At 58.8% G+C, this 12,819-nt stretch carries 18 protein-coding genes and 1 pseudogene; 6 read left to right on the forward strand and 13 right to left on the reverse strand.

The window, feature by feature from the left end; genetic code table 11:
* Positions 1-12 precede the first annotated feature (12 nt).
* From EN781_RS09995 to EN781_RS10005, 3 genes are read left to right on the forward strand one after another with little or no spacing between them, the layout of a single operon-like run.
* Entirely contained in the window at positions 13-171 is a 159-nt protein-coding gene (locus EN781_RS09995) for an autotransporter outer membrane beta-barrel domain-containing protein (RefSeq protein WP_245492580.1), read from the forward strand.
* Positions 172-196: 25 nt separating this feature from the next.
* A complete protein-coding gene (locus tag EN781_RS10000; protein ID WP_126057638.1) occupies positions 197-397 on the forward strand; it encodes a hypothetical protein in 201 nt (66 codons plus the stop codon).
* A complete protein-coding gene (locus EN781_RS10005) occupies positions 394-609 on the forward strand; it encodes a hypothetical protein (protein ID WP_126057639.1) in 216 nt (71 codons plus the stop codon). The genes EN781_RS10000 and EN781_RS10005 overlap by 4 nt, the downstream gene beginning before the upstream one ends.
* 210 nt (positions 610-819) lie before the next feature.
* Here the strand turns inward: EN781_RS10005 and EN781_RS10010 are convergent, their stop codons facing one another.
* The 3 genes from EN781_RS10010 to EN781_RS10020 form a co-directional block, all read right to left on the reverse strand.
* A complete protein-coding gene (locus tag EN781_RS10010; RefSeq protein ID WP_091599555.1) occupies positions 820-1,533 on the reverse strand; it encodes a hypothetical protein in 714 nt (237 codons plus the stop codon).
* 1 nt (position 1,534) lies between these two features.
* Positions 1,535-2,044, reverse strand: a complete 510-nt coding sequence (locus EN781_RS10015) for a DarT ssDNA thymidine ADP-ribosyltransferase family protein (RefSeq protein WP_126057640.1) — start codon at positions 2,042-2,044, stop codon at positions 1,535-1,537.
* A gap of 155 nt (positions 2,045-2,199) precedes the next feature.
* Positions 2,200-3,303: an ISNCY family transposase gene (locus EN781_RS10020; protein ID WP_126057641.1), complete on the reverse strand. Its 1,104-nt coding sequence runs from the start codon at positions 3,301-3,303 to the stop codon at positions 2,200-2,202.
* 268 nt (positions 3,304-3,571) lie between these two features.
* Between EN781_RS10020 and EN781_RS10025 the strand changes: the two genes are divergently transcribed.
* Positions 3,572-4,072, forward strand: a complete 501-nt coding sequence (locus EN781_RS10025; protein WP_245492579.1) for an invasion associated locus B family protein — start codon at positions 3,572-3,574, stop codon at positions 4,070-4,072.
* A gap of 72 nt (positions 4,073-4,144) precedes the next feature.
* Here the strand turns inward: EN781_RS10025 and EN781_RS10030 are convergent, their stop codons facing one another.
* Positions 4,145-4,423, reverse strand: coding sequence for a peptidase dimerization domain-containing protein (locus EN781_RS10030; protein ID WP_091599544.1), 279 nt, complete (start codon positions 4,421-4,423; stop codon positions 4,145-4,147).
* A 673-nt stretch (positions 4,424-5,096) separates the two neighbouring features.
* On the opposite strand from EN781_RS10030, the gene EN781_RS10040 reads away from it, so the two are divergent.
* Together EN781_RS10040 and EN781_RS10045 are read left to right on the forward strand one after the other, a co-directional pair.
* The gene (locus EN781_RS10040) at positions 5,097-5,324 is read left to right on the forward strand and encodes a hypothetical protein (protein ID WP_126057642.1); all 228 of its coding nucleotides are present in this window, start codon (positions 5,097-5,099) and stop codon (positions 5,322-5,324) included.
* Between the two features lie 366 nt (positions 5,325-5,690).
* Positions 5,691-6,257: a sugar O-acetyltransferase gene (locus EN781_RS10045; RefSeq protein ID WP_091599538.1), complete on the forward strand. Its 567-nt coding sequence runs from the start codon at positions 5,691-5,693 to the stop codon at positions 6,255-6,257.
* Positions 6,258-6,564: 307 nt separating this feature from the next.
* Here the strand turns inward: EN781_RS10045 and EN781_RS10050 are convergent, their stop codons facing one another.
* From EN781_RS10050 to EN781_RS10090, 9 genes and pseudogenes are all read right to left on the reverse strand, one after another.
* The gene (locus tag EN781_RS10050; RefSeq protein WP_091599535.1) at positions 6,565-7,458 is read right to left on the reverse strand and encodes an SIR2 family protein; all 894 of its coding nucleotides are present in this window, start codon (positions 7,456-7,458) and stop codon (positions 6,565-6,567) included.
* A 34-nt stretch (positions 7,459-7,492) separates the two neighbouring features.
* Positions 7,493-7,705, reverse strand: coding sequence for a putative nitrogen fixation protein NifT (nifT, locus tag EN781_RS10055; RefSeq protein ID WP_024505230.1), 213 nt, complete (start codon positions 7,703-7,705; stop codon positions 7,493-7,495).
* Positions 7,702-8,022 (reverse strand): nitrogen fixation protein NifZ, encoded by a 321-nt coding sequence (locus tag EN781_RS10060; protein ID WP_029356589.1) that lies wholly within the window; start codon positions 8,020-8,022, stop codon positions 7,702-7,704. Before EN781_RS10060 ends, nifT begins: the two co-directional genes overlap by 4 nt.
* An 85-nt stretch (positions 8,023-8,107) precedes the next feature.
* Entirely contained in the window at positions 8,108-8,302 is a 195-nt protein-coding gene (locus EN781_RS10065) for a 4Fe-4S dicluster domain-containing protein (protein WP_091599532.1), read from the reverse strand.
* 29 nt (positions 8,303-8,331) lie between these two features.
* Positions 8,332-9,813, reverse strand: a complete 1,482-nt coding sequence (gene nifB, locus EN781_RS10070) for a nitrogenase cofactor biosynthesis protein NifB (protein ID WP_091599529.1) — start codon at positions 9,811-9,813, stop codon at positions 8,332-8,334.
* 273 nt (positions 9,814-10,086) lie between these two features.
* Complete coding sequence (locus EN781_RS10075; RefSeq protein ID WP_311202830.1) at positions 10,087-10,338, reverse strand: helix-turn-helix domain-containing protein; 252 nt, start codon at positions 10,336-10,338, stop codon at positions 10,087-10,089.
* 751 nt (positions 10,339-11,089) lie between these two features.
* Complete coding sequence (locus EN781_RS10080) at positions 11,090-11,614, reverse strand: alpha/beta fold hydrolase (protein ID WP_128345484.1); 525 nt, start codon at positions 11,612-11,614, stop codon at positions 11,090-11,092.
* A 265-nt stretch (positions 11,615-11,879) separates the two neighbouring features.
* A complete protein-coding gene (locus EN781_RS10085) occupies positions 11,880-12,179 on the reverse strand; it encodes a ferredoxin family protein (protein ID WP_091599526.1) in 300 nt (99 codons plus the stop codon).
* A 12-nt stretch (positions 12,180-12,191) separates the two neighbouring features.
* Positions 12,192-12,819, reverse strand: a pseudogene (locus EN781_RS10090) (FAD-dependent oxidoreductase); the annotation flags it as partial.

Genomic DNA, 12,819 nt, shown 5'->3' on the forward strand with positions numbered 1-12,819 from the left:
TCATCCTTCGCCGTGGAGGGAACGCCAATCGCAAAGAACGCTGCCGTCTTCGAAGCTGGTATCGATGTCAACCTTACCGACAAGGCAACCATCGGGCTTACCTATAAAGGTCAGCTTGCCTCGGACGCGCAGGAGCATGGCTTCAACGCCAAACTCAGTGTTCGGTTTTAATCGCCGCAAGGGAGGGCGATATGTCATGCCCGATTCCAGCAGCGAACTGACAGCCATCTCTATTGAAAGATCTTATCGCCTTGCAATGGCCGACCATCCTTCGGCCATTGCTGCTTTTGCTTTCCGGAAGGAGTGTTTCGTGAACAAAGTAATTCTAATTGCGATTTGGCAGGGTGCCTTTCTTTCGCTGCCGGGTGCAGTACGTCCGACGGCGGCAACTGGGTGAAGGACGAGACGCCGCGCAGTGCTGCCCAGCAGGACTACACTGAATGCAAGTATCAGTCGGAAATGGCGACGGCGACGATCGGAACGAATAGCCGCCCGAAAACGATGACAGATGCAATCGGGGACGGTGTCGGGGATCGTATCGTCAAGGGTATGGAACAAGGCAATCTCGTCAAGGATTGCATGAGAGCCCGCGGCTACACTCAATCCTGACAGGCAACTCATGGGCTTCCGCCGCTATCGAAGGGATTGTAAAGGACGCGTCGATCTTCGAGAAACGAGGAAGCGGCGTACGATTTCTGTCTCTGAGGGGCTGGGGTCCGACCATGACACGCCGAAGACAGGTGTACTGATACCGGTTACCCGGCGTGCGGTCTCGGCAGTGACCTTGCTGCTCTAGCGAATAAATTGCGCTACTGCCTGCTAGCCGACCCTAAGTCTGGCCTGCTTCAAATGAGGTTGATGCTCGGTCGGCCGAAGCGAATGAGCAGCCATCGCGGCAATGAAAACCTCGGGCGTTTTTAGGTAGCGCTCCAGCTTGTTCTCCCTCATGAGCACTACGAACAGAGCGCACGTTTTCGCCTGACAATTGACCGACTTGGTAGGGTTGAACTCTATGTCAGTGAAACCGGCATACCGCATTTCGCCGTCCACTCGATTTTTGAGCCATACACGGTGAGGAAAGATGGCATTGAGATAAAGCCAATCGTAGAACACGGTCGTGGGTTCTAGCGGGAACTCGAAGCCGTCGAATTTGAAGCCCACCAGTGCGCCGGATTCGCGGAGTCGTGGCTCGCGCTTCGCATCGCGCGGTTCAACCTCGTACAGATCGGTGTACGGCCCGCCACGCTCGAATACCTTACTTCCCTGAAAGGCGTTCTCCAGCGGTATCTCGCCGATGCTGGTCCTCACGCGCAGGTGAAACGCGCTAAGATGCTGGCCGGCGACTTCATCAGACTTGCTAGACACTTCTAGCAGCGGCGCATATCCGGCTTTCTTGGCGGCCTCATGCAGCGACCGTATATTCTTCTTCTTCTGAACCTCAGCGAAGCCACCGGCCCACGGAATTTCGAAATCCAATCGCCTGACGTAACCTTCGTCCTCGGTTGCAGGGATAAAGACTGGTCTCTCAGCCATTCTAAATGTTCCTTATTAAGCCCAGCAGAATGACATGGGGAACCAACACCTCGTATTTCTCCGCCTGAGTGAGACGCGCCTTAATCGCCGAATCCTTCCAGTCCGTTCGGGTGTAAAGTATCTCAAAATCGATTAGCGGTTCAGCCTCTCCGATAGGAATCGATTCGACGCCAGCTTTGTTCGCGACATCGTTGGTAAAACGAACACCCGTGAACTGCATTACCGAGGGGTGTATTTGCAGAAAGATCGTGTCCGTAATCCTCCCATCCTGCCGGGCAACGTACTCCATCGGATGGGTGCTACGAAAGCAAAGGTGGACGTAGTTGCCCATTCCCTTCAACGCGTCGGCGTCACGACTCCATTCATTGCCGCCCGGTGCCGGAACCTTGACCTTCTTCTGGTCAAGCTGCGCGAGTGGATAGAGTCCTCCCATTTCTTTAATCACCGGCAGGTTCCTCCGGTCGGTGAAGTGATAGAGCAGCGGCACCTTATCAAGAGTATCAATTGCCATGTTCCCCTCCGTCGCAGGCCGGTAGCAGCCTTGCCCCACACGGGTGGAATCTTACGGCAGTCATCGTCCGAACGCCATGATCCGAGGCGAGGTGTTCAGATTGGCGACGTTTCTCAATTGTTCTATACGATTAAAATAGAATTCTACATCGCCAACTATGGTTCGAAATCGTCGTGCACGGCAGCTCCACAACGATCATCATCCCGGATCGGACTGTGCGGGAGCTGCAATCGCAGCCGCGCGAAGGCGACCGTGTTGTCACGAGCAACGACGCGCTCCTCCTCGATGCACAGGATCTGGGCCAATTGCTGCGGGTCGGCGGCGACAAAGGCACTGTCTTCAACCGCGGCGGGCCTGGCGAAGCGGGCATTGTGAGCCGGCAGATAGGTCTGTGCGACGAAGCGGTTGGCGGCCTCGATATCAGCCATGCCGGCCAGTGCCAGTTCCCTCGGCAGTCGGTCCTGCAAGGTTGAGAACATCCGCTCGGAGCGGCCCCTGGCTCCAGGCGAATAGGCTGGAATATGTTCGATGCCGAGCCGCTCGAGCGCCCGACCGACCTGGGTCATGCGAATCTTGTCGACAGCCCCGCCCGCCTTGAGCGTCACGAAATAGTGTCTGCCACGATCGCTGTAGAGGCTTGACGGCAATCCCTTGGCGACAAAGGTCTCCAGAAGTCCCTGGAAGCTCGACGCCGTGCCTTCCTCCTCGATCAGAAAGGCCGAATAGATCGTGCTCGTCGCATCGTCCATAGTCACGATCAGATCCAGCATCGGCCCACTCGCCAGCCACTGATGACGGCTGCCGTCCTGGTGTAGCATCATCCCTTCGCACGGCTTCCTTTCCCGCTTGCGCCGGTGAGCACCGCGCCGCTTGGCCCGTTCCACCAGGCCCGCCGCGTGAAGCTGCGTCTTGATGAAGGTGTAGCCCCAGCTGAAATCGTGATCGCGCAGCAGGTGCTCGTGGAAATGCTTCACGTTCCAGCCAAGGTAGCGATGGCGATAAAGCTCCAGCATCTCCTCGATCGCCTCCACTGGCACCCGGCGCGTCGAAAGCTTGCCCAAACGCCGGTCCAGCAACCCAGCCTCCCCGGCCTCTTCGTAACGGTCGCGATAACGCCGAAATTGCCGCTCCGACATGCCCAGCAACTCGCCTGCCTCCATCATCGAGAGATCGCCGCCAGTCCAACGGCTCAATACGTCCCGAAACTTCTGTATTCTCCGTCCTGGAGCCACGCTGCCCGCTTCATCCCCAGCTTCCATTCGCTGGCGATGAAACCGGACAACTCCTGTGCTACCTAATCCGGACAAATCATGTGCTTACGACACGCCGGAGCGGAACGCTTGCCTGCGGCATCGCGGTCGGGTAATTGTTGCAGATACGTCGGCCCGAAGATCGGCATCGATTTTCGGGCCGACGCGTCGTTTCAATCGGATAGAGCGCCATTCTCGCCTCGAAGGCACGCGCGGCGCTCCACGACAAGGGGGCAACGGAGCTTTGCTGATGTCGGATTCGTCCAGGATTTGTGCGGTGGCCGCGGCCACCCTCATGGCGCTTTCCGCGTCGTTGGCAGCTCAGGAAGCCGGGCTGCCGGGCGGTGCTTCCTCGCTGAAGGAGACCTATGAGGACTGGGATCTCTCCTGCCAGGCCACGCCGACGCTGGTATGCGCGGCTACCTATCAGCAGTCGCAGCAGAACGGACGGCGCCTGCTTGCGGTCGAATTGGGCAAGGGGCAGGAGGACGGCATTGCGGGCAATCTCGTCCTGCCCTTCGGCCTGCAACTCGCCGTCGGCGCGACGCTTCAGGTCGACGATGGGCAAGCGGGCAAGCCGCTGCCCTTCTCGACCTGCCTGCCCGCCGGCTGCTTCGTGCCCCTCAGCTTCGACGCGAAAGCAGCCGCGTCGCTGCGCACGGGCACAACGCTCAAGGTCACGGTTAAGAGTCTCGACCAGAAGGATGTGCCCTTGTCGGTTTCATTGAAGGGTTTGACGGCGGCGCTGGACAGGTTGAAGGTGCTGCTCTGGGCTTAGATTGGGGGCTGGCTGGCTGATGATCTCGGTTGTCACTTTCCTTTGTTCCACTACGGCTTTTCGACATTTTGGTCAGATAATCCCCACGCGCGAGAAGCGCGCGGTCTCGGCCTGAGTGATCTCGGGCGGGCGAGTGGCGCCCGACGCTTCCGACTCCGCGGCAGCGATCCGCTCGATCGCCTTCTTCACCTTTGCACGAACATTCTCGTCGAACGTCCGTACACTGACCTTGAGGAGGGTCTCATCCGGGATTACGTCGTACTTTGTCCCCGCATTGATCGCGCCCACCTTTACAATCATCGCGGCTGTCCTGAGGGAGAGAAGAGTAATGATGCGCAGAACGTTTCTCATGGCGGGCGTGTCCCTGTCTGCCGTAGCGGTCGGCAAGTCCTTAGCCGCGTCGGTATTCCTCGACTACACACAGGAGCAACTGGATACGGCGTATGACCAGTCATTCTGGGCGCCGCGGATGGCGGAACTGGAGGAAGGCGATGGCATCGCCAGCGCCGAGGTCCGGCGCGCGATGCCGCCGCGTCCGGCAAAATACGGTCCAGATGCCAGAGATCTCATCGATGTGTTCGCGCCTGGGATGCCAAGGCCGCCCCGGTCCTGGTCTTCATCCATGGCGGTGCCTGGACCCGAAACACTCGCGAGGATGCATCCTATCCGGCCCCGACCTTCGTTTCGCGCGGGGCGGCCTATGCCGCGCCTGACTTCGGCAGTGTGAAAACGCTGACGCTGCGACAGATGGTCGAGAATTGCAGGCGGGCGGTGGAGTGGACGATGAAGAATGCCGCCAGTTTCGGCGGCGACCCGAACCGGGTGTATGTGGCGGGTCATTCTTCCGGCGCGCATCTGGCGGCCTGCGTCCTCATCACCGACTGGACGGAGCGCAGCCTACCGGCGGATGCCCTCAAGGGCGGCTTGCTGATGAGCGGCATGTATGATCTCTATCCGGTGATGCTTTCCTCGCGCAGCAGCTACCTGCATCTGACGGAGGGGGGAAGAGGCGGAATTCAGCCCGATGCGCCATCTCGACCGGATCACCTGCCCGATTGCCGTCGTGTCAGCCGACCAGGACAGTCCGGAGTTCAAGCGCCAGTCCGATGTGTTCGGTGAAGCGCTGCGCGGCATGGGGAGATTGGCCAGTCGAACGATAGCCTTCAACGCCAACCACTTCCAGGAACCCGAGCATCTGAAAGACCCCGACACTGAAGTCAGCCAGGCGGCGTTCAAGCTGATGGGGATCTGACACGGATGTGTTGCAAACTCTTCAGCTAATGGGATTGTTAGTTTCGTACAAAACGATGCACTTTCTCAATCTTAGAGGGTGTTTGGGAATTAAGTATTTCGGCGTTCGAGCGCGTTGCGCCGCGCTCATGGCACCCGTTGAGATGGGCATGAAAGTGAGTTCGACCGCTGGACAGTTGCCGACTTCGTCAGGTATTGGCCCTGCGACCGGTTGATCTGCGATATTTCCAAAATTCGCAGAAGTTGGTCGAGACGAAACTGTCGCCCCGGCTTGACCACGCGCCCGGCAGACCGAGTTACAAAGTTGCCGAGGCAGTTTGATGTGCGTTCCTGCATCACTGCACGGGACACGACCTGACGGGAGACTATGATGCGTAGCCAGAAAGAAAAGATGCTCGCAGGCGAGTTTTACAATGCGGCGGATCCGGAGATCCAAGCTGACCTGTTGGCCACCGGGGCTTGGCTCAAGCGGTACAATGATACGCTGGGGCAGACCACGGAGCATTGGCATGAGCTTTTGTCCGAGCGGCTGGGAGAGGTTGGGCGCGGAACGGTCATCCGTCCGCCCTTTTTTTGCGACTACGGATTCAATATCCGCATTGGCGCCAATGCCTACATCAACTTCAACTGCGTTATTCTTGACGTGGTAGAGGTCAAAATCGGGCAAGGAACGGCAATTGGGCCTGCCGTGCAGATTTATACCGCCGATCATCCACATGATGCCGAGCAGCGACAGGCCGGCCTGCAGGTCGGGCGTCCTGTTCGCATTGGCAGCCGTGTCTGGATCGGCGGTGGAGCAATCATTCTGCCTGGCGTCACGATTGGCGATAATGCGGTCGTAGGCGCTGGCAGCGTGGTCACACGCGATGTTCCCGCCGGGGCAAAGGTAGTGGGAATTCCTGCTCGCGTCGCCAACCCACATAAACAGGCATAATCAACCTCCTTGACCCTGGAGGTGCATGCGAACTGTCGAAACTGTGCCAAATTTCTGCCGAAGCCATTGAGCGCTGCATATCTTGTCGCGGTTCGGCTCGGGCGCTTCAGTTCTTTTGCCACGGGTGTCACAAAATCATGTGCGTAATGCCGCCGCAACGTGCTCACGTCCCGCAGCAGCGGGCCCTTTCACATGGCCCAACGAATTCAGAGCCTCCGTTGTGCTGCCAGTAGCATTACTGCTCAGATGTATTCCCAACTGAGTTTTCGCCCTTGGAGGCAAGCGACTCACCAGCAATCGCCGGCCATTAATCCTGGCTAGCATCGACCCCGACGAGGCGAGCCGCGGCGTTGCCGATCGGCATGTCGATGACCGTGATTGCGCCTTCGGCAAGGAAACGACGTTCGTTTCTGGTCAGCGTAGCCGAATCGATCACCGCAAAATGTGGGCCAGTGGAGCGCTTCATCATCTGTCTGGCATATGTGCGCAGCATCTGATCGTTGAAGCGACAGCCAACGAAGAAAAAGCCCCGGTTGACGCGCCGTTGCTTCACCACGTCCGGGATCGGCGTCTGGATATCAATTTCGGTTAGGACTTCGACGTAATCGGAATCAGCCACGAGGAAGTTTGCGGCCGGCCTGACGCTGCCGTGCGGCGCATAGAGCACCGTCCTTGCCACTTGTTCGGCGTCGAGTTCTGTTCCTGACAAATCGTAAGTTCTCGTCCAGATGTTACCAATTCCGGTCGCTCGCGTGGTTCCTTGTATCTCGACAACGTCTGTTTGGCCGGCCTCTGCAAGGGCTGCCCGCATGGCGCCATCGTACCAGCTGTCGATGATGACAGACAGTTGAAGGGTTGCGAGCCAGGCGTGAAGAACGGTCGGCTCGGCGGGGGCTGCGAATATCTCCGCCATCCACGCTTGAAGAGTCCGACGATGTCGGCGCTGCTCGATAAACTGCGCGACCGACCACATATTGGTGCGAATCCTGGAAGGGGCAGGCGCCCGCTTGTTGAGCGCCGCGGCGACATCTTCAGGGGTGCAAGGTGCAGGTGATTCCGGCGTGTTAAGCTGCAGAAGACCAGGACCGAGATAGGGGATCACTCGATCGGCCTTGAGAGCGCCCTTCAGCAGGTCAATCAGCTTTTTGGCAAAACTGCCCCGGACGACGACGAGATGGTCCCAGCTCAGCATCGTGTTCATACGCGTTTCCTCTCCGCCACTGAACCCACCGGCATCAGGCCCCGTCGGAAATCTTCATCGCCTCGACGGTGATCGGCAAACGCGTATCGCGCGGAAGGTCGGGCAGCATGAGCCGCCAACCGTTCCTGAGCGTCACGGTCCCGCCCCATAAGTCTGCGTTCTCAATCTCGGTGATCGGCTCTTCGAGATCCTTCTTGGGGACATAAGCCGACAAGCCAGTAGCGGTCCTGCGAATCATTACTTTCATCCGGCTGTTCCTCCGTTGGAAATGCCTTCAGCTCCGCAGGGAACCTCGACTTTGTCGAGGCTAATGAGTTCGCGCGCTCGCATGCCGACGACCGTGCCACGATCGATCCATTCGACCGCATAGATGAAGAATTGCTGGAGAAAGGTTCCAATGTCGCGCACGTAGCCTTCGTCGCCCTTCCGCACGAGGTTTTCGCCGATCTCCTTGCCGGGATAGGTGCCGTCGTTTTTTATGTGGCGTGTTGCACGGACCCGCTCACCCTGCATGAACCGTGGCGGTCTGCCGATTTCGACCTCCTGTTCGCGTCTGGACCACATGCTGTCCATTCCTTTCTCGAGGCTTTTGGTGTGGTCGCGGGTTGCAGGCGTCCTCGCGCGGCGAACCCGACCGTTTCGGTAGGAATCAAGCGGGAACGCAGGTTTTCGGTACCGGACAGACCGACACGCATTGCTGCTTATCGAAGGCCTCCTTGCATTCGGTGCACTTGATTGGATCGATCACATAGGCGTCGCCCTTGAACTTGATCGCTTCCGAGGGACATTCGAACTCGCAGGCCCCGCATTGGGTACATTGGGATGCGATGATCTTGAAAGCCATTCTAACTCCTGGTTATCGGACGAGACCGCTCAGGCCGTCGCCGCTAGTGGTCTGATCCCAAACTCTGCCGCGTAAAGTGCGCTGACTGCGGTCTCGATGTAGTCATGGCCATAGGCGTCGGTTACGCGCAGTCCAGCTCGCGAGAGTTGTTCCTTCGGGCGATTTCCGATCTTGGCGCATAGCACTATGTGTATGCCTTCCAGCGCAGCGAAGACGCCCTCGAGGGTGGCGTCTTCGCCCCCGCCTCCGAGGCAATACCGCTCGACCTTCCGATGCCCGACCAAGCTGATCCCTCTAGGCGAGACTTCATAAACCTGGAATTCCTTCGCGTGGCCGAAGTGTTCGTTGACGCGTCCACCTCCCTTTGTGGCCACCGCAACCAGAAGCGACTTTTCGGAGTCTGTTGCCTTGACCATACCGATGGCCTCGCTCCTCGCCGCCTCATGATCACGGCGCTCGTGTGCGACCACCTGCCGATAGGCCTGACGCTTGCCAGCATCGTAGGTGACATCGTCGGGAATCCCATCCAGCGTGAATTCCTGGCCACGATCTTCACCGAGCAGGCCGACAGCATCTGCCCGGCACTGCCGGCAGTGGCGCATCAACTTGGCGCCACCTTCAAGTCGATCCTGAAGAGCCATCATCTCCATTGCCGTTGGGCCGCGCTGCCCGATGAGTCCGTAGTGGGTGCCGTGCGCCGGGTCCGAAATCAGAGGCATCACGTTGTGCAGGAACGCGCCCCGCTCCTTGACCATTTTGTTCACCTCAAACAGGTGCTGGTCGTTCACTCCAGGAATCATCACCGAGTTGATTTTGGTGAGGATGCCGCGCGCGCTCAGCATCTCCAGGCCCAGCATCTGCCGCGCGTGCAAGATTCGAGCGGCTTCGATGCCGAAGTAGCGGCGATTTTCATAAAAAATCCAAGGATAGATCTTTGCGCCGACTTCCGGGTCGACCATGTTGATGGTGATCGTCACGTGATCAACATTCATTTCGGCAAGCTCAGCTACATGGTCCGGCAGCACGAGCCCGTTGGTGGAGACGCACAGCTTTATGTCGGGGATTTCCCTGATGACGCGGTCGAACGTTGCCTTCGTTTTCTCCCAGTCGTAACAGGCATCCCCCGGCCCAGCGATGCCAAGAACCGAAAGCTGCGGAACTTCGTTGGCAACCGCGATGACCTTGCGTAGCGCTTGGTCGGGCGTCAGCTTCTCAGACACAACACCAGGCCGGCTCTCGTTGGCGCAATCGTATTTGCGATTGCAGTAGTTGCACTGGACATTGCAAGCCGGCGCGACCGCCACATGCATACGCGCGAAATAGTGATGCGCTTCCTCCGAAAAGCAGGGGTGATCCTTGATCTTGTCCCAAATAGCCGGATCCACATCGCCCGGGCTGGTCGGCGACGAACCGTAGGAGGACGGTGCGCAGCCACCGGATTTCGCGGCTGCCAGAAAACCCTCGGATGTCGTGCTGGTCGGCCCCTCAATCGAAACTGTCGGTGAGGACATCAAACGGCTCCGTTGCTGGTAACGTCGCGGTTCAAGGTGCAAGAGCCATACCAACTTAAAAAAGCGGCTTCAGTTCACTATTTGGGTCGATGTCGGATTGTGTGAGGCCGGCGCGACACAATTTTGTCCTGCTTGCGACAGTGCAAGTCCAAATCCGTTCAGAAGCACAAAGCACTCCTTGTCGCGCAGAGGGCGCGCAAGACCACTGGCCTGACGATTGGCTCATCAGGCTCTTAGAATTTCCTTCACCTCGAGACTATGCCGGCGTATCGCCTAGCCGACTTGTCGCGGCGTGAGGCGGAGAATTCGAGCCGCATTAGCCTGAACCCAGCCGGCCTTCTCCATTGTGTCGATCAGCCGGTCACGCTCCGTCCGTCGCGGTCCCAGCGCCGGTCCGGCCGTATCGTTAGAATCGCAACCGGCTATCTCGTGTTCAGGGGCGCCGATGCGCCTAACCGGCTTCGTGCTGGGCCGTGAGAGCTCGTCGATGCCATTGCCACGTTCCGAAAGATTGGTTCCTTCCAGAGGAGAACGCGCAAGTGTGGCTGTTCTTTACACGCAGTTCTCCAGCTCGCGGACGTTGCCGGGGAAATAGCATTGCGAGATCAGCTCAACTGCCGACGGCGTAAAGCCATGGTTCTCCATATTTTAAGGGTAAGCGCTGTGTCCTTCCAGGAGTGCCCGCGATCTGTGGGCCTGCCGATTCTGAGGTGGATCGGAGATCGGCTTGTGTCTGAACTTGAACTTTACGATTGACCCTGAGCGGCAGCCTCGGCGTTTCAAGGTGATCAACGGCGCTGTTAGTCGGCAGGCATTGGTCGATGGACGACAAGGGACGGAGTCATCGCCGAGACCCTGGGGCCGAACGTGGTGATCTCGGAGGTTGCCCGGCGCTACGGGCTGCGGCCGCGGCGGAACGCTCGCAAGCTTGCGACGTCGGCAGGACAGGCCACTCCCGCCTTTGTTCCGGTGGTGGTTTCGGTGGCGCCACCGGAACGACCCGTTGGGCCTACATCCGTGCACCAGAACTCAAGGCCGCGGCCTGAGAATCGGCCGCCCGCTCACCCTTTACTTGGTTCCTCAGCCGACAGCGCTAAGAAGGAGAGCAACTTCCGTCGGTGCGAGGATCATTGCGTCGTGGCCAGTGGCGAGTTCCTGCCACGCCCAGCCATCCTGCTTCGCGACCCATTCTCGCGCTCCCGCCGTCGGCGGGTGGAGCGGATTAGTGCAGACGACATAGGTTCGGGGCCTGCCGTTGCCGAGCGGGGGCTCGAGCTTAAGTCTGCTTTCGTAGGTGCTTGCCGCATGCGGTGTTATCCGGCGCCGCACCCAGTCCGTGAGCGAGTGTCCCTTGGGAATGCCGAATGCTGTTGGCGGCGGAGTCGGCATGAAGATACCCCGTCCTTCCTCCGCAACCAATTTTCGACGGGCGGCGACGATGTCGGGGGGCATGGTGCTGAATACACTTTGACCGCTCTCGACGATGGCGCCGTCGAGCGAGATAAACGAGATGGCTGATATGGTCGGGTATCCGGTCGGCGGCGCCGGTGATGCTGATGCCGCCTAGACTGTGACCGACAAGGATCACATCGCTCAGCTCTTCCGTTACAATGTGGTTGACGATGTCGGTCACGAATGTGTCGGGCGTGATGTCCTTGCACAGCAAATGTGCGCGTTCGCCGACACCTGTCTGGGTCGGCGTGGTCACGTGGCATCCCATCTTGCGAAGATTGGCGGCGACGTCCCGCCAACACCATCCGCCATGCCAGGCACCATGCACTAGCACATACGTCTTTGTCATGGATTGTGCCGTTCCATTTGCTCACCGGCCGTTGTGGCTGCCATCCGGCACGATGGCCGAACGTTGTCCCAAAGGGGCTCGACCACGTTACCGGTGGTAAGTCCGGCGCACAGGCCGCCGCCGTGGCCTGAGGACACCCCTACCAGTCGAGGAAATTTGAATTGCGAACGCCCAATATTCACTAGCTCTTTGCAAGTGGATGGAGAGGCTCATGGTGTGCCGCAGTTGCTCGCTGCCGGCATGCTCTTGGCACGGTCCCGGCTGATCATCCGAACTTGAACAGGACACCAAAGCCGCCGCGCGGATAGTTCCACTCGATGTCGCCGCCTTTCTCGCACAATATCCGGCAGGTGCCGCATTCCATGCAGCCGTCGGCGGTGATCTCGACTTGGCCCCTGTCATTCAACTCATAGCATTTCGCTGGACAGACGTAGGTCAACGCAAGCAAGTTCGCGCTTGGCTTCTCGTGCGGTCGCACTATGATATGGGGGCGGCCGGAATCGACCAGGTAGCGGTTCTGGTAAAGCTTGTCCTCGACACGAACCTTCGTCACTGCGATCGTCATCTTGTACCCTCTTCAGCGCCATGCCAATGCCAGCCGGACCGCGTCGCTGACCAACCCCCAGCGCGAGCGCGCGTTGATGAAGGCGGCCGTGGTGGCCCTTTCCTTCTCGATCTTCGGCGTGCCGTCGACACGCATGAAGTTCTGAGCGGCATACGACATCAACCGCGGATAGCTGGTAAAAAAGTTGCTGGAATTGGTGTGGAGTAAGGCTGGCATGTCCTTGTATTTCTTAAGATCCTTGATCACAAAGGATTCATCCAGCATCGTCTTGTAGAGCGCAAGGTTCCCTTTGGTCATAGGACCGTTGCGGCTTTTGACTTTGATGATCGCCTCAGCCGCGACACGACCCGAGGTCATGGCAAGGTTCGAACCCTCACGGTGAATGGCATTGTTCAGTTGCGCTGCGTCGCCGACGATGACCCAACCGTCGCCGAAGAGCTGCGGAATGGCCCTGTAACCACCTTCGGGGATAAGATGGGCGGCATATTCTTTCACCTCCGAGCCAGCGATCAGCGGCCGGATCGAAGGATGGTTTTTCATCGCGTCTAGGAGGGCGGACGGGCTCTCCAACATCGCGGCGAAATCCGAGACCAGGCAGCCGATGCCGAGTGAAATCGACTCCTTGTTGGTGTAAAGGAAG

The sequence above is a fragment of the Mesorhizobium sp. M4A.F.Ca.ET.090.04.2.1 genome (assembly GCF_003999085.1).
Lineage (GTDB): Bacteria > Pseudomonadota > Alphaproteobacteria > Rhizobiales > Rhizobiaceae > Mesorhizobium.

Bases quoted from the DNA above. Each gene is read 5' to 3' on its own strand.
- EN781_RS10000 (WP_126057638.1), top strand. From the start codon at position 197: ATGCCCGATTCCAGCAGCGAACTGACAGCCATCTCTATTGAAAGATCT.
- EN781_RS10010 (WP_091599555.1), bottom strand. From the start codon at position 1,533: ATGGCTGAGAGACCAGTCTTTATCCCTGCAACCGAGGACGAAGGTTAC.
- EN781_RS10015 (WP_126057640.1), bottom strand. From the start codon at position 2,044: ATGGCAATTGATACTCTTGATAAGGTGCCGCTGCTCTATCACTTCACC.
- EN781_RS10020 (WP_126057641.1), bottom strand. From the start codon at position 3,303: ATGGAAGCTGGGGATGAAGCGGGCAGCGTGGCTCCAGGACGGAGAATA.
- EN781_RS10030 (WP_091599544.1), bottom strand. From the start codon at position 4,423: ATGAGAAACGTTCTGCGCATCATTACTCTTCTCTCCCTCAGGACAGCC.
- EN781_RS10040 (WP_126057642.1), top strand. From the start codon at position 5,097: ATGCGCCATCTCGACCGGATCACCTGCCCGATTGCCGTCGTGTCAGCC.
- EN781_RS10045 (WP_091599538.1), top strand. From the start codon at position 5,691: ATGATGCGTAGCCAGAAAGAAAAGATGCTCGCAGGCGAGTTTTACAAT.
- EN781_RS10050 (WP_091599535.1), bottom strand. From the start codon at position 7,458: ATGAACACGATGCTGAGCTGGGACCATCTCGTCGTCGTCCGGGGCAGT.
- nifT (WP_024505230.1), bottom strand. From the start codon at position 7,705: ATGAAAGTAATGATTCGCAGGACCGCTACTGGCTTGTCGGCTTATGTC.
- EN781_RS10060 (WP_029356589.1), bottom strand. From the start codon at position 8,022: ATGTGGTCCAGACGCGAACAGGAGGTCGAAATCGGCAGACCGCCACGG.
- EN781_RS10065 (WP_091599532.1), bottom strand. From the start codon at position 8,302: ATGGCTTTCAAGATCATCGCATCCCAATGTACCCAATGCGGGGCCTGC.
- nifB (WP_091599529.1), bottom strand. From the start codon at position 9,813: ATGTCCTCACCGACAGTTTCGATTGAGGGGCCGACCAGCACGACATCC.
- EN781_RS10080 (WP_128345484.1), bottom strand. From the start codon at position 11,614: ATGACAAAGACGTATGTGCTAGTGCATGGTGCCTGGCATGGCGGATGG.
- EN781_RS10085 (WP_091599526.1), bottom strand. From the start codon at position 12,179: ATGACGATCGCAGTGACGAAGGTTCGTGTCGAGGACAAGCTTTACCAG.